The 14,594-nt window shown below is 69.9% G+C and carries 15 protein-coding genes; 11 read left to right on the forward strand and 4 right to left on the reverse strand.

Annotated features, from left to right (window positions below; genetic code table 11):
• The first annotated feature begins 124 nt into the window (after positions 1-124).
• Positions 125-919 carry a hypothetical protein gene (locus ACLJRL_RS20265; RefSeq protein WP_410657787.1) on the forward strand — a complete coding sequence of 265 codons (795 nt, stop codon included), beginning with the start codon at positions 125-127 and terminating at the stop codon, positions 917-919.
• Here the strand turns inward: ACLJRL_RS20265 and ACLJRL_RS20270 are convergent.
• Positions 916-1,959, reverse strand: a complete 1,044-nt coding sequence (locus ACLJRL_RS20270; protein ID WP_410657788.1) for a ferrochelatase — start codon at positions 1,957-1,959, stop codon at positions 916-918. The two genes, ACLJRL_RS20265 and ACLJRL_RS20270, sit on opposite strands and share 4 nt — an antisense overlap.
• Before the next feature lie 85 nt (positions 1,960-2,044).
• Here ACLJRL_RS20270 and ACLJRL_RS20275 point away from each other — a divergent pair, with 85 nt between their 5' ends.
• From ACLJRL_RS20275 to ACLJRL_RS20285, 3 genes are all read left to right on the forward strand, one after another.
• Entirely contained in the window at positions 2,045-2,629 is a 585-nt protein-coding gene (locus tag ACLJRL_RS20275) for a TetR/AcrR family transcriptional regulator (protein ID WP_410657789.1), read from the forward strand.
• A gap of 77 nt (positions 2,630-2,706) precedes the next feature.
• Positions 2,707-3,888, forward strand: a complete 1,182-nt coding sequence (locus ACLJRL_RS20280; protein WP_410657790.1) for a Cmx/CmrA family chloramphenicol efflux MFS transporter — start codon at positions 2,707-2,709, stop codon at positions 3,886-3,888.
• Between the two features lie 8 nt (positions 3,889-3,896).
• Positions 3,897-4,301, forward strand: a complete 405-nt coding sequence (locus tag ACLJRL_RS20285) for a nuclear transport factor 2 family protein (RefSeq protein WP_410657791.1) — start codon at positions 3,897-3,899, stop codon at positions 4,299-4,301.
• A 72-nt stretch (positions 4,302-4,373) separates the two neighbouring features.
• Here the strand turns inward: ACLJRL_RS20285 and fabI are convergent, their stop codons facing one another.
• Positions 4,374-5,141: an enoyl-ACP reductase FabI gene (gene fabI / locus ACLJRL_RS20290; RefSeq protein WP_410657792.1), complete on the reverse strand. Its 768-nt coding sequence runs from the start codon at positions 5,139-5,141 to the stop codon at positions 4,374-4,376.
• A 47-nt stretch (positions 5,142-5,188) separates the two neighbouring features.
• Positions 5,189-5,893, reverse strand: coding sequence for a 3-oxoacyl-ACP reductase FabG (fabG, locus tag ACLJRL_RS20295; protein ID WP_410657793.1), 705 nt, complete (start codon positions 5,891-5,893; stop codon positions 5,189-5,191).
• Between the two features lie 191 nt (positions 5,894-6,084).
• Here fabG and ACLJRL_RS20300 point away from each other — a divergent pair, with 191 nt between their 5' ends.
• The 6 genes from ACLJRL_RS20300 (at position 6,085) to ACLJRL_RS20325 (ending at position 12,364) form a co-directional block, all read left to right on the forward strand.
• Positions 6,085-7,443, forward strand: a complete 1,359-nt coding sequence (locus tag ACLJRL_RS20300; protein ID WP_410657794.1) for an MFS transporter — start codon at positions 6,085-6,087, stop codon at positions 7,441-7,443.
• 16 nt (positions 7,444-7,459) lie between these two features.
• Positions 7,460-8,122: a response regulator transcription factor gene (locus tag ACLJRL_RS20305; protein WP_410657795.1), complete on the forward strand. Its 663-nt coding sequence runs from the start codon at positions 7,460-7,462 to the stop codon at positions 8,120-8,122.
• A gap of 3 nt (positions 8,123-8,125) precedes the next feature.
• The gene (locus ACLJRL_RS20310; RefSeq protein WP_410657796.1) at positions 8,126-9,529 is read left to right on the forward strand and encodes a sensor histidine kinase; all 1,404 of its coding nucleotides are present in this window, start codon (positions 8,126-8,128) and stop codon (positions 9,527-9,529) included.
• Positions 9,526-10,467, forward strand: a complete 942-nt coding sequence (locus ACLJRL_RS20315; RefSeq protein WP_410657797.1) for a TAXI family TRAP transporter solute-binding subunit — start codon at positions 9,526-9,528, stop codon at positions 10,465-10,467. The genes ACLJRL_RS20310 and ACLJRL_RS20315 overlap by 4 nt, the downstream gene beginning before the upstream one ends.
• Positions 10,468-10,568: 101 nt before the next feature.
• Positions 10,569-11,855, forward strand: a complete 1,287-nt coding sequence (locus ACLJRL_RS20320; protein ID WP_410657798.1) for an alpha/beta hydrolase family protein — start codon at positions 10,569-10,571, stop codon at positions 11,853-11,855.
• 77 nt (positions 11,856-11,932) lie between these two features.
• On the forward strand, positions 11,933-12,364 hold the full coding sequence (locus ACLJRL_RS20325) for an acyl-CoA thioesterase (RefSeq protein WP_410657799.1): 432 nt from the start codon (positions 11,933-11,935) through the stop codon (positions 12,362-12,364).
• Here the strand turns inward: ACLJRL_RS20325 and ACLJRL_RS20330 are convergent.
• Positions 12,352-13,947, reverse strand: coding sequence for an alkaline phosphatase D family protein (locus tag ACLJRL_RS20330; protein WP_410657800.1), 1,596 nt, complete (start codon positions 13,945-13,947; stop codon positions 12,352-12,354). The genes ACLJRL_RS20325 and ACLJRL_RS20330 overlap by 13 nt on opposite strands.
• A 111-nt stretch (positions 13,948-14,058) precedes the next feature.
• On the opposite strand from ACLJRL_RS20330, the gene ACLJRL_RS20335 reads away from it, so the two are divergent.
• Positions 14,059-14,520, forward strand: a complete 462-nt coding sequence (locus ACLJRL_RS20335; protein WP_410657801.1) for a tRNA (cytidine(34)-2'-O)-methyltransferase — start codon at positions 14,059-14,061, stop codon at positions 14,518-14,520.
• Positions 14,521-14,594: the final 74 nt, after the last annotated feature.

Raw genomic sequence — 14,594 nt, forward strand, 5'->3', positions numbered from 1 at the left:
GCGTTCCGTCGACGTGAAGCAACTCCAGGTGCCGGAGAGCCCTCGGCTCGATCGGAGGATGTCAAGGACGGTGTTAACGCGCCCATTTCCCGGTTTCGTTCGAAGCACGACTAAAATCAGTCCGGTGTGCCGATCCAGTGCGACCCTTGCGGTCTGGACCTCCGCGTGGCTGAACGGAGCCGCCGCCTCCGACGACGTCCTTGACGCCCTGCTGGTCTGGGGAGAGGCCCACGACGTCGTCGCCGCGGATGCCGCGGCCGCCGAAGCGTTCGACCTGCCGCTCGCGTTCAACCGCGCGGCCACCCCGGTCCAGTTGCTGCTCGCCCTGCGCTCGCAGGGCGCGAAGAGCATGCAGTTGCTCCTTCCGGTGCCCGGCGACGTCCGCGGCCTCGGCGGTGGCGGCGCGTTCACCGAGGCCGCGCTACGGACCGGAGAGGCCGTTATCCTGCCGGATCTCGGATTCGGCGTGATCCCGGAAGCGATCGCCGAGGGCCTGATGCGATGGACCGTGTACTCGGTGCCGATGCCGGGTGCGCTCGAGTACCGCCCGCTGGGCGAGGCCGAACACGGCCTCACCGACGCGATCCGGGCGAGCGCCGGTGCGCTGCAGACGCTCGACGTCGCCAGCGAGCGGCGAGGCGTGCGTGCGGAGCTTTCGGCGCGGCTGAAGTCGGCCACCGATTCACCCTGGCCCGCCGGGATGCCCGGCCGCTCGCTGCGGGTGCTTCAGCGGTCGGAGGAGATCGCGGCGATCCTCGCGATCGCCGAATCGGACGATCCGGGCGGGGCACTGTCCGCGTCCGCGGCGCTTCGGCGCTCTGAGGCGCTACGGCCGTTGACCGAGGCGGTCCGCCATGCGCGCTGTGCGGCGATCAACGAAGCGGTGCGGGTGTTCGCGGACCAGGCCGACCGGCACTAGCGAGCAGGTCGTTTCGCGGGCTCGCAGCATCCGACGGCACAGGGCGCCCCGTTGACCGTGCATCCCGCCGCCGGGAACGGCGAAAGCTTCCGCGCCGGCAAGCCCTCCGTGTGCTCCCGCACTAGTTCCACGACGAGCTCCGCGAACCGCGGGTCGGTGTCCGGAGTGGCGGCGCGCGCGAAGCCCATGCCGAGTTCCGCGGCGCGCTCGGCGGCCTCGTTGTCGAGGTCCCAGATCACTTCGAGGTGATCGGACACGAAACCCACCGGGCAGACCACGACCGACGTGACGCCCTCCGCGTGCAGCGCGTCGATGTGGTCGACGATGTCCGGCTCCAGCCACGGCACCTGCGGCGGGCCGGAACGCGACTGCCAGACGACGTCGTAGCCTTCGATCCCGGCTTCGGCGGCGACGAGGCGGGCGGCTTCGGCGATCTGGCGCGAGTAGCGGCGGCCGCCTTCCGAGGGCGGTCCCGACGCGGCGTCGGCGGACTCGGGCACCGAGTGGGCGCAGAAGACCGTCCGGGTTCCGGGCGGGTTCCCCAGTTCCGCGTGCGCGGCGCGGACGGCGTCGGCGATGGCCCCGACGAACAGCGGGTGGTCGAAGAACTGCCGCAGCTTCACCAGTTCCGGCGCACCATCGCCGACCGAGGCGCGGGCGCGCTCGATGTCCTCGTCGTACTGACGGCAGGCGGAGTAGCCGCCGTACGCGCTCGTGGGGAAGACCAGGACGCGTTGCGCCCCGGCCCGGGTGATCTCCGCGAGCGTGTCCTCGACCATCGGCTGCCAGTTGCGGTTGCCGAAGTGGACGGGCAGGTCGATCCCCGCCGTCGCGAGTTGCTTCTCCACCGCGGAGATCGCGTCGCGGTTCAGGCGGTTGATCGGCGAAACCCCGCCGAAGTGCTGGTAGTGCTCGGCGACCTCGAGCAGCCGTTCCCTCGGGACCCCCCGGCCCCGCGTGACGTTCTCCAGGAACGGCATCACCTCGTCGGGTCCCTCGGGACCACCGAACGAAAGCCAAAGCAGCGCGTCGTAACCCACCCTGCCATCTTGCCGTTGTGGCGCCCCGCACGCTGACCCGGCCCATTCTGAACTGATCGATCCAAAACCTGGTACGGTCGCCCCCATGGCCAGGCCGAAGGAATTCGACGAGCGCGCCGCGATCGGGCGCGCCATGGACGCTTTCTGGGTGCGCGGCTACGAGGGCACGTCGACCCAGGCCCTCTGCGAAGCCACCGGCCTGGGCCGCAGCAGCATCTACAACACCTTCACCAGCAAGCACGAACTGTTCATGCGCGCGCTCGACCACTACGCCGAGCGTGGCATCCAGGCCAGGACGGCCTTGCTGGACGAGGCCGGGACCGGCATCGACCGGTTCCGCGGCCTGTTCTCGTACACCATCGACGAAGAGGTCGAGCACCACGGGCGCGGCTGCCTCGTGGTCAACACCGTGGCCGAGTTCGGCGAACGAGACCCCGAGATCAAGGCGCGGATCGACGCCGACACAGGACGACATCTCACCCTTCTCGCGGCCTGCGCCGCCGAGGGCCAACGGGACGGGACGGTCGACGGCTCGCGCGAACCGGCCGACATCGCCGAGTTCGCGCACAGCACCGTCGCCGGGCTCCGGCTGATGTCGCGGCGCGGCGCAGGACCCGCGGCCATGAAGGCGGTCGCCGCCATCGCACTCGACGCGATAGCCACCCGGTAACCGAACTTTTCGCAAGCCCAAGGGCTCATCGCTGACCACATTTTGGACCGATCGATACAAAACTGGAGGGAAATCCCGTGCCTTTGGCAGTCTGCGTACTCGGCTTGAGCGTGTTCGCGCTCGGCACGTCCGAGTTCATGATCACCGGCCTGCTCCCGGGGATGGCGGCCGATCTGAACGTCGGTATCCCGGAGGCCGGGCTGCTCATCTCCGCCTTCGCGATCGGCATGGTCGTCGGCGCTCCCCTGCTCGCGATAGCCACCCTCCGTGTGCCCAGGCGCGCGACGTTGATGGCGCTGCTCGTCGTCTTCGGGCTCTCGCACGTCGTGGGCGCGCTGGGTTCGGGGTACGCCCTGCTCTTCGCGACCCGCATCGTCAGCGCCGTCGCCTGCGCCGGGTTCTGGGCCGTCGCGGCGGCCACCGCGGTCGCGCTGGTTCCGGTGGAACGCCGTGGCCGTGCGCTGGCCATCCTGGTCGGAGGTCTCACCGTCGCGAACATCGCCGGAGTGCCCGCCGGAACCTTCCTCGGGCAGCACGCGGGCTGGCGCGCGGCGTTCTGGGCGGTGACCGCGCTGACCGTCATCGCGTTGATCGGCGTCTTCGCGCTGGTTCCGGAAACCCAGGGCAGGGGCGACAAGCCCGATGTGGCAACGGAATTGCGGATCTACCGCGGCGGCCGGTTCTGGCTCGCGCTCGGCGTGATCGCCCTCGCCCAGGCCATGATCTTCGCGACCTTCAGCTATCTGGCACCGCTGCTGACCGAAGTCAGCGGCCTGTCCGAAGCCTGGGTCCCGGGCGTGCTCTCCGTCTTCGGTCTCGGCGCCTTGATCGGGATCACGGCCGGCGGGCGACTCGCCGACGCGAAACCGTTCGCGACCCTCTACGGCGGTCTCGGCATCGCCTTGCTCGCCCTCGTACTGCTCGCGCTCTCAGGTCCGGAAACGCCGGTCGCGATCTTCGCCGTCTTCCTGTTCGGCGTCGCCGGCTTCGGCGTCAATCCCGCCTTGAACGTGCGCGCCTTCGCCGTGGCGGGCAACGCTCCCACGCTCGTCGGCGCGAGCACGACGGCCGCGTTCAACGTCGGCAACACCGTCGGTCCGTGGCTCGGCGGCGAGTCGATCGACGCCGGTCTCGGTTACCCGAGCGTCGCGTGGGTGAGCGTCGGGCTCGGCGTCGCCACCGTGCTCGCGCTCACCTTCGCCGCCGGCGTCCAGCGCACCGACAACACCCGCCTGCTTCACGAACCCGTTACCCAGTAAGGAGAATCATGTCCGAACGAACCCGGGACACCCTCACGGAATTCTTCCGCCGAATGTCCACAGGGGACACCGACGGTGCCACAGAGCTCTTCGCCGACGACGTCGCGTGGGACATCCCCGGCGCGACCGACCTCGTCCCGTGGATCGGCCCACGCCGTACCCGCGCGGACATCCGCGAGTTCTACGACCTGCTCGACAAGGGCCTCATCAAGGACCGGTTCGACATCGAACGCGTCCTCGCCGACGGGCCGCACGCCGTCGCGATCGGGCGTCTGCGCTCGACCATCCGCGGCACCGGCAAGGTGATCGACTCGGCCTTCACCATCCAGTTCGAGGTGAACGACAACGGCCTGATCACCAAGTACCTGCTGCTAGAGGACTCCTGGCACGTCGCGAACGCCGTCCTCCCCTGACCCCTGATGCGCGTGAAGGCCCCCTTCCCTCGGCTGAGCCGGGGGAAGGGGGCCTTCACGCGCAGGAAGAACTCAGAAGCCGGTGGCGTGCAGACCGCCGTCGACCATGATCATCGAGCCGGTGGTGGCGGGCAGCCAGTCCGAGAGCAGGGCACAGACCGACTTCGCGGTCGGGTCCGGGTCGGAGCTGTCCCAGCCGAGCGGCGCGCGGCCGCCCCAGCCGTCTTCGAGGTCCGAGAAGCCGGGGATCGACCTCGCGGCCATCGTCTTCATCGGGCCGGCGCTGACCAGGTTGACCCGGATGCCCTGCGGGCCCAGGTCACGGGCCAGGTACCGGTTGACCGACTCCAGCGCCGCCTTCGCCACGCCCATCCAGTTGTAGGCGGGCCACGCGACGCGCGCGTCGAAGTCCATGCCGACGATCGACGAACCGCGCCCCAGCAGGGGAAGCGTCGCCACGGCGAGGGACTTGAAGGAGAACGCCGAGACGTCGACGGCCACCTTCACGTCGTCGCTCGGGGCGTCGAGGAAAGGCGCGCCGAGGCAGGACGCCGGGGCGAACCCGATCGAGTGCAGCACCCCGTCGAGCCCGTCGACGTGCTCACGCACGCGGTCGGCGAGCGAGTCCAGGTGCTCCTGGTTGGTGACGTCGAGCTCCAGCACGGGCGCCTCTTCGGGGAGACGCTTGGCGATGCGCTCGACGAGCGACAGCCTGCCGAAGCCGGTGAGCACGACCTTCGCGCCCTCCTGCTGCGCGATCTTGGCCGCGTGGAACGCGAGCGAGGCGTCGGTGATGACGCCGGTGATCAGCAGGCGCTTGCCTTCGAGCAGTCCTGGCACGGGACCTCCAGTCCGAATGTGATGAGCAGTAAGGGAAAACGGGGACGTCAGTGGCCCATGCCGAGGCCGCCGTCGACCGGCAGCACCGCGCCGTTGACGTAACCGGCCTCTTCGGAAGCGAGGTAGCGGACGGCGGCGGCGATCTCCGACGGCTCGGCGTACCGGCCGGAGGGAATCTGGGCGAGGATCTCCTTCTTGCGGTCCTCGCCGAGTTCGTCGGTCATGTCCGTGGCGACGAACCCGGGGGCGATGATGTTCGAAGTGATGTTGCGCGAGCCCAGCTCACGGGCCAGCGACCGGGCGAGGCCGACCAGACCGGCCTTGCTCGCCGCGTAGTTGACCTGGCCCGCGGAGCCGGTGAGGCCGACGACGGACGAGATGAAGATGTAGCGCCCCCACTTGCCGCGCAGCATGCCGCGGGAGGCACGCTTGGCGACCCGGTAGGCGCCGGTGAGGTTGGCGTCGATCACGCGGGTGAACTGTTCCTCGCTCATCCGCATGAGGAGCGTGTCGTCGGTCATCCCGGCGTTCGCCACGAGGACCTCGACAGGGCCCTGGTGCTCCTCGACGAGCTTGAAGGCGGCGTCGATCTGCTCGGCGTCCGTGACATCGGCCTGCACCCCGAAGAGGCCTTCGGGCGCGCCGGAACCACGGTGCGTGATCGCGACCTTGTGTCCCTGCGCCGCGAGGTCCTTCGCGATCGCCAAACCGATACCGCGGTTGCCGCCGGTGACCAGTACCGACCGTCCCACAGAGCTCTCCTCGCCTCGTCTTCGTCCCGCTGACGCACTGAGGTTATCGGCTCACCCGGTACACGCCAGAGTCGCGCCACCCCTACCTCCGGGTAACCGCGACCGTCCTAAGCGGATGTTAGGAAGCGGGCGAAGACCTTGCCCGGCCGACGCCGATTGTCCACCGTGAGCCGGAACACAGGAGGTCAAAGATGACAACCCGGATCGGCGAGGCTTCGCCGCCCGTAAGCGAGAAACGAGTCGTCGGCAACGTGCTGCGCGGCTCGATCGGCAACCTGGTCGAGTGGTACGACTGGTACGCCTACGCCGCCTTCACCACGTACTTCGCCAAGTCCTTCTTCCCCACGAAGGACACGACGGCGGCCTTCCTCGGCACGGCGGCGGTGTTCGCGGTCGGGTTCCTCATGCGTCCGCTCGGCGGCTGGATGCTGGGCCGTTTCGCCGACCGGTTCGGGCGACGCAGCGCACTCGTGCTTTCCGTCACGTTGATGGCGGCCGGGTCGCTGATGATCGCGCTCACCCCGACCTACGCCTCGATCGGGATCGCTGCGCCGATCCTGCTTCTGGTGGCCCGGCTCATCCAGGGCCTGTCGGTCGGCGGCGAGTATTCGACGTCGGCCACCTATCTGTCCGAAGTGGCCACTCCGGGCAAACGCGGCTTCTACTCCAGCTTCCAGTACGTGACGCTGTACGGCGGCCAGCTGCTGGCGCTCGGCCTCCAGCTGCTGCTGCAGGCCATCCTCACCGAGGCCCAGCTGACCTCGTGGGGCTGGCGGATCGCGTTCGCCGTCGGCGCGCTCGCCGCGGTCGTCGTGATGTTCCTGCGTCGCGGGATGGACGAGTCGGCGAGTTTCGAAGAGGCCAAGGCGAGCGGTACGGGCAAGGACGCGGGCGAGAAGGGCACGCTGCGCGCGCTGATGAAGTACCCCAAGGAGATCGCGCTCGTCGTCGGCCTCACCCTCGGTGGCACGGTGTCGTTCTACACCTTCGCCACCTACAGCCAGAAGTTCATGGAGAACACGGCCGGCATCCCGCGCCGGACGGTCACGCTGATCCTGTTCTCCGCGATCCTCGTCGCCGCGATCCTGCAGCCGTTCGCGGGCAAGCTCTCCGACCGCATCGGCCGCCGCCCGCTGCTGATGTTCTTCGGCATCGCCGGCACGCTGCTGACCGTCCCGATCATGACCCTGATGGGCGGGACCCAGGAGCCGGTGCTCGCCTTCCTGCTGATGCTGGGTGGTCTGGTGATCGTCACCGGGTACACCTCGATCAACGCGATCGTGAAGGCCGAGCTCTTCCCGACGAAGATCCGCGCGATCGGCGTCGGTCTCCCCTACGCGCTCACGGTGGCGATCTTCGGTGGCACCGCCGAGCTCATCGCGCAGGCGCTGAAGAGCGCCGGACACGAATCGGTGTTCTTCTTCTATGTCGCGGGCTGTGTCCTGGTGTCGCTGATCGTGTACGGCACAATGCGGGAGACTTCGAAGACCTCGGAACTGGACCGGAAGCACGAGGCCCAGCCCGAGCCGGTGTCCAGCCGCGAAGGCTAGGCGGGAAGGTGTGGCCGTGCGGGTGCTGCTCGTCGAAGACGACGCCGGCGTCGCCGACGCGCTCGCCGAAACGCTGCAGGCGCGCGGCCACACCGTCTCCCACGTGATCCGGGGCAGCGACGCGCTGAACCGGCACCGCGACGCCGACGTCATCCTGCTGGATCTCGGCCTGCCCGACATGGACGGGCTCGACGTCCTCCGGAAGGTGCGGCAGGTCTCGCCGGTGCCGGTGCTGGTCCTCACCGCACGCGGAGACGAGCGGTCGGTGGTGCGCGGGCTGCGGCTGGGCGCCGACGACTACCTGACCAAACCGGTCCGCCTCGCCGAACTGCTGGCGAGGATGGACGCGGTCGTGCGCCGCGCCGCCGCCTCGGCCGCGCCCCAGGACGACGTCGTCCGCGTCGAGGACGTCGAGATCGACCTCGGCGCGCGGCGTGTGCTCGTCGACGGGCACGACATCGGGCTCACCACCAAGGAATTCGCGGTACTGGCCGTGCTCGCCGCGCGTCCGGGCACCGCGGTGAGCCGCCAGCAGCTGATGGACGAGGTCTGGGGCGACGCGTACCTCGCCGTCTCCCGGTCGCTCGACGTGCACCTGACCCAGCTGCGCGCGAAACTCGACCGGCCGGGGCTGCTGACCACGATCCGGGGTTTCGGCTACCGCCTCGGCCGGGACTGACCGGTGCGCACCCGGCTGCTGGTCGTCCTGGTCGCGCTCGCGCTGACCGTGGTCGCCGCGTTCGCGATCCCCCTGTTCGGCTCGACCGCGGCCCAGCGGACCCAGCAGCTCGTGATCGCCCGCACCGCCGACGTCGACCGGTTCGTCGTCCTCGCCCAGCAGGCCGTGGAATCCACCGACGCGAGCGCGATGGCCGTCGACGCCGCGCGGTATTCGTCGTTATACAGCGAGGCCGTGGTGGTGGTCGACGCGCGCGGGGTGCCGTTGGTGGAGACCGGCGGGATGACGGCCGCGGAGCCGGTGGTGCGGTCGCTGGTCGAGGCGGCGCTGCGGAACCAGCCCGCCAAAAGCCCCGAACAGCTGAGCCCGTGGTCGGCGGATCCGGTGTACTTCGCCCGGCCGGTCGGTACCGGGACGCGCGTGGCCGGGGTCGTCGTGCTGCGGGCGTCGGTGACCACGGCGGCGGCCGACGTCGCCGCCCGCTGGGCCGCGATCGTCGCGGGCGCGGTGCTGGTGGCGGCGGTGTTCGTGCTGCTCGCCGTCCTGCTGGCCCGGTGGATGGTGCGTCCGCTGCACGAACTGGAGACCGGCGTGCAGGCCGTGACCGAGGGGCACCGCGCGGAGGTTCCCGACCGGGCCGGTCCCCGGGAACTGCGCTCGCTCGCGACGTCGTTCAACCGGATGTCCGATGCCGTCGTCGAAGCGTCCGAGCAACAGCGGCGGCTCGTCGCGGACGCGTCGCACCAGTTGCGGAATCCCATGGCCGCCTTGAGGTTGCGGGTCGACTCGCTCGCCGCGCGGATCGACGGCGAAGGCCAGCGGACCTATCGGGCGACCGTCGCCGAAGTCGAACGGCTCGAGTCGCTGCTCGACGGGCTGCTCGCGCTGGCGCTCGCCGAAAGTGCGGCGACCCGGCTTGCCGCCGGCGAAGCCGACGACGACGAACCCTGCGATCTTCCTTCCGTGCTCGCGGAAAGGGTCGACGCGTGGCGCCCGTCGGCCGACGACGCGGGCGTCAGCCTGGCTGCGTCGGAAGGCCACCACGCGCCGGTGACCGTGCGCTGCTCGGAAAGCGATCTCGCCCAGGTGCTGGATGTGTTGCTGGACAACGCGGTGCACTACGCCGGACGCGGCGCGACCATCACCACCGACTACGAGACCGGGGCCGAGACGGCCACGGTCATCGTGTCCGACAACGGTCCCGGACTGTCCACAGAGGACCGTGAGCGCGCAACGGAACGCTTCTGGCGGGCCGGGGGTGACGGCGCGCCGCGCGGAACGGGACTGGGGCTGGCGATCGCCAGCCAGTACGTGCTCGCCCGGGGCGGGAAATTCGAGCTGCGCCAAGCGGAACCGCACGGGCTCGAAGTCCGGGTCGAACTTTCGCTCGCGGGGAGCACGCCATGACCGTCACCAGGCGCACCGCGATCCTCGCCGGGCTCGCCACCCTCGCGGGCTGCTCGACGTCCGGCTATCAAGGCCCCGAACGGGAAGTCACCATCGCGGCGGGCGAGAACGGCGGTTTCTACCTCGCGTTCGCGGAACTGCTCGCCGACCAGCTGAACCGGGCCGAACCGCGGCTGCGCGCGACGGCCGTCGCGACCGAGGCCAGCGTCGAGAATCTGCGCCGGCTCCGGGATGGGCGGGCCGATCTCGGGCTCGTCCTCGGTGACGTCGCCGAATCCGCGTTGACGGGAACGGATCCGTTCTCCGTGCCGATGACGTTCTCCGCCATCGGCCGGGTCTACGAGAACTACCACCAGCTCGTGGTGCGGGCGGACGGCGGCGTGCGGTCGCTCGCGGATCTCGCCGGGCGGCCGGTCGCGATGGGCGCGAACGGGTCCGGCGTGGCGGTGTTCAGCACCCGGCTGTTCGCCCGGGCCGAAGTTCCCGTGCGCGCCGAGAACCTTCTGCTCGGGGAGGCGATCAACGCGCTGGTGGCGCACGAGGTCGACGCGCTGCTCTGGTCCGGCGGGATCCCCACGCCCGCACTGACGGAACTGAACCGCACCACCGCGATCACCCTCCTCCCGCTCGACGCCCACCTGCCGGCGCTGCGGGCGGGCTACGGCCCGGTGTACGACCAGGTCCAGGTCCCGGCGCAGGCCTATCAAGGGGTCGGCGAGCTGCGCACGATCGGCGTCGCGAACCTCCTGCTGGCGGCGCCTTCCCTGCCCGACGACGTCGCGGCCGCCGTGGCGCGGGTGCTGGCCGGACACGCCGCCGATCTCGTCCCCGCACCCGCGGTGGGAACGCAGTTCCTCGACGTCCGGACGCTGATCGGGACGGGCGAAGTACCGCTGCACCCCGGGGCCGCGTCGGCCTACCGTGCCCTGCACGGGTGACCGAGCCTCCCTCTCCAGACGGATGCGCGTAGTACCGGGGCGCTGCCAAGGTCGGAAGCAGGCGGCCCACCCGGCCGCCCCGATCCGGAAGGATTCCAGCAGTGTCATCGAGACACACCAGGGTGGTGCGGGGTTCGGCGCTCGTCGCGGGCCTCGCGCTCGCGGGCGGGCTCACCGCGACCGCTCCCGCCATCGCGGCGGAGCAGGCCAAACTCACCGCTCCGGCCCTCACCGGCCACTACGACGTCGGCACCACCGACCTCCACCTCGTCGACCCGTCCCGCCCCGATCCGTGGAAACCGGAACGGCGCCGAGAACTCATGGTCACCGTCACCTACCCGGCGGACCGGTTCGCCGAAGGCCCGCGGGCACCGTGGCTCACGCCCGGGATGAGCACCGTCATCGACCAGGCGCTGGCGGGCGAGGACTACCTCGGCCTCCCGGCCGGCTCCATCGACTGGGCATCGGCGAAGCGGAAGGCCGAAATCGGCATTCCCGTCGCGCACGGAGCGCCGAAGCCGGTCGCGCTCTTCTCCCCCGGGTTCGGCGGCCCCCGGGAGACGTACACGGCGATCGTCGACGATCTGGCGAGCCGCGGCTACGTGGTCGTCTCGCTCTCGCACACCTACGAGAGCGCGGCGGTCGAGTTCCCCGGCGGGCGGCTGGAACTCGCCACACCGCCGGGAGAAGGCCCCGAGTACATGAAGAAGGCGCTCGACGCCCGGGTCGCCGACAGCCGGTTCGTCCTCGACCAGCTCACGAAGATCACCCGGGGCGAGAACCCGGACGCGGAGAAGCGGGCGCTCCCCCGCGGGCTCGGCTGGTCGCTCGACCTGTCCCGGGTCGGCGCCTACGGGCACTCCTACGGCGGGTTCACCGCGGGCGAGACGATGGTCCACGACCGCCGGGTCGACGCCGGGATCAACCTGGACGGCGCGATGGCGACCGCGTTCGGCTATCCCCCGGGCAGTCCTTACGTGCCGGGTGAAGTCACGAAACGCGGCCTGGACCGGCCGTTCCTGCTGATGGGCGCGGAAGGGGTCGACGAGAACGGGAAGCCGCTCGAACACACGCACCGTCAGCCCGGATTCGACCGCAGCTGGGCGGACTTCTGGGCGAACCAGCGGGGCTGGAAGCGGGACCTGCTCCTGCGCGGCGGCAGCACGCACATGGCCTACAGCGATCTGCAGATCGTCGTGCCGCAGCTGGGTTCGCGCGTGGCGCCGGAGAAGCGTGAGGCGGTCATCGGGACCATCGATCCCCGTCGTTCGCTGGCCGCACAACGGGACTACATCGGCGCGTTCTTCGACCTGCACCTCCGCGGACGAGACAAGCACATGTTCGACGGCGAGTCGCCGCGGCATCCGAACATCGACTTCATCGAGTAGGCAAGCGCGTGAAGGACTCCTTCCCTCGGCTGAGCCGAGGGAAGGAGTCCTTCACGCGCGACCACTAGGTTGGCGGGGTGACCGAGCCACGGAAGCCGATCGTCGAAATGCCGCTGCGTGTGCGCTATCACGAATGTGACGGGCAGGGCATCGTGTTCAACGCCAACTACCTCGCCTACGTCGACATGGCCACCTTCGAGATCGAGAGAGCCCTTTTCGGCTCCCACGAAGAGGCCTTGGCCCATGGTGCCGACCTCGTGGTCGCCGAATCGAACCTCCGCTATCGCTCGCCCTGCCGCTACGACGACGAACTCGTCGTGGCGGCGTTCCTGAACCACTTCGGCACGACGTCGATGATCATCGACTTCGAGATCAGCCGTGACGGCAAGGTGTGCCTGGAGGCGACCAACCGCTACGTCTTCGTCGATCCGAAGACGCTCAGGAAGGCGGCGCCACCCGCGTCCGTGCGCGAGGCGTACGCCGCCTTCCTTTCGGTTCAGGCGGACTGAACGCCGGGGCGGCGGTCCTCGACGACGTAGCTGGCCCGCGTGCTGACCGGCGCGCCGGGCGTGTTCACGAACGGCACCACCCGGAAGTCGCTCCGCCAGCGCTGCCGGTTGATGTTGACCCGGACGTAGCCGCGCTGGTTGTTGAAGAACTTCATATGCGGGTTGGCCTTGAGCAGGTTCTCGCCGGCCGGTGTCATGTCGGCGCCGTTGCCACCGCTGGTGATCGACGTCCCGACGAACTCGCTCGCCACCGTGGCCGAACCCGGGTCGCCGAAGTCCCGCTTGAGGTCCCAGGCGTAGTTCTGGTGCCGGTCGCCGGTGATGACCACCAGGTTCCGCACACCCCGGTCCTGCGCCGCCGAAAGCACGCGGTCGCGGTCGGCGACGTAGCCGTCCCACGGGTCGAGGTAGACGTTCGTCGCGTCGCCCGCGTCGGTGTCGGTCTGGCCCATCGGCGCCTGGTTGCCGAGAATCTGCCACCGCGCGTGGGACCGGGAGAAGCCGTCGAGCAGCCATCGCCGCTGCTCCGCGCCGAGCAGGGTGCGGTCCTTGTCGAGCCGGTCGGTGCAGCCGGCCGACTGCCCGTCTCCGCACGGCTGGTCGTCGCGGTACTGGCGGGTGTCGAGCATGGTGAAGTCGGCCAGCGTGCCGTAGCCGAGCCGCCGGTGCAGCCGGGCGTCCGGGCCCTTCGGCAGCTGGGCGATGCGGTACGGCAGGTGCTCGTACATCGCCTGGAAGGCCTGGGCACGCCGCTGCCGGAACACCGCGCGGTCCTGGTCGGGCTCGGTGTCGATCTGCGAGATGTCACCCGCCCAGTTGTTCTCGACCTCGTGGTCGTCGTTGACGTGGATCCACGGGAAGGCGGCGTGCGCGGCCATCAGCGGCGCTTCGGACTTGTAGAGCGCGTACTGCAGCCGGTAGCGCGCCAGGTCGAAGGTCTCGCCCTTGAACTGCGCCCCCACCGGCGTGCCACGCCCGACACCGGTGACACCGCTTTCGTAGAGGTAGTCGCCCAGGTGCACGACGAGGTCGAGGTCTTCGGCCGCCATATGGTCGTAGGCGGTGAAGTGCCCGGCCTCCCAGCTCTGGCAGGACGCGAACGCGAAGTTCAGCTCACGCGGCGACGACCAGGCGATCGGGGCGGTGCGGGTGCGTCCGACCGGCGAGATCTCGTCACCCGTGCGGAACCGGTAGAAGTACTGGTGGTCCGGGGCGAGACCGTGGATCTCGGGGTGCACGGAGTGGCCGAGTTCAGGGGTGGCGACGACCGAACCCCGGCGGATCACGCCGCGGAATCGCTCGTCGAGCGCGACCTCGTACTCGACCCGTACCGGCTTGCGCGGCATTCCGCCGAAGCCGTCGGCGTCGTAGGGCCGCGGCGCGAGCCGGGTCCACAACACGACGCCGCCGGGCAACGGATCACCCGACGCGACGCCGAGCGTGAACGGGTTTCCGGCGCCGCGAGCGAGCGGCATCGCACCGGCGGCGTTCCAGGCACCGGTCCCCAGCAGGACGGCGGCCGCGCCGGCGGATCCGACTCCGAGGAAGCGACGCCGCGACAGGGGGTGAGGGAGCGAAGGCATGAAGCCCTCCTGTGGTGGGATGGTCACGGGCGGGCCTCATGCTCGTCCGGCTTCATGGCCTCCCGGCCGACCCCAGGCGACGCGCCCGTGAACGAAAGACGATCAACCCTCGTGTTCCGCATCCTGTTCTACCGCCCCGAAATCCCGCCCAACACGGGCAACGCGATCCGTTTGACCGCGAATACCGGCTGCGAACTGCACCTCGTGGAGCCGCTCGGCTTCACCTTGGAGGACAAGCAGCTGCGGCGGGCCGGCCTCGACTACCACGACCTGGCACGGGTCCACGTCCACACGGACCTCGACGCGGCCTGGGCCGCGCTGCTCCCCGCGCGGGTCTTCGCGTTCAGCGCTTCCGCGACGCGGCGGCACACCGACGTCGCCTATGAGCCCGGTGACGTACTGATGTTCGGGCCGGAGTCAGCCGGGCTGCCCGCCGAGGTGCAGGACGCCGAGCAGGTGACCGACCGGGTGCGGCTGCCGATGCTGCCGACGAGCCGCTCACTGAACCTGGCCAACACGGCGGCGATCAGCGTTTACGAGGCTTGGCGGCAGAACGGCTTCGCGGCTCCCTGACGTGCCCCTCCAGATGCTATGAACGACTCGTTACTTGCAAATTTTGCAAGTAACGAGTCGTTCATAGCACTGGG

Source organism: Amycolatopsis sp. lyj-112, from assembly GCF_046549055.1.
Taxonomy (GTDB): Bacteria; Actinomycetota; Actinomycetes; order Mycobacteriales; family Pseudonocardiaceae; genus Amycolatopsis.

Bases quoted from the DNA above. Each gene is read 5' to 3' on its own strand.
- ACLJRL_RS20330 (WP_410657800.1), bottom strand. From the start codon at position 13,947: ATGCCTTCGCTCCCTCACCCCCTGTCGCGGCGTCGCTTCCTCGGAGTC.
- ACLJRL_RS20275 (WP_410657789.1), top strand. From the start codon at position 2,045: ATGGCCAGGCCGAAGGAATTCGACGAGCGCGCCGCGATCGGGCGCGCC.
- ACLJRL_RS20300 (WP_410657794.1), top strand. From the start codon at position 6,085: ATGACAACCCGGATCGGCGAGGCTTCGCCGCCCGTAAGCGAGAAACGA.
- ACLJRL_RS20315 (WP_410657797.1), top strand. From the start codon at position 9,526: ATGACCGTCACCAGGCGCACCGCGATCCTCGCCGGGCTCGCCACCCTC.
- ACLJRL_RS20285 (WP_410657791.1), top strand. From the start codon at position 3,897: ATGTCCGAACGAACCCGGGACACCCTCACGGAATTCTTCCGCCGAATG.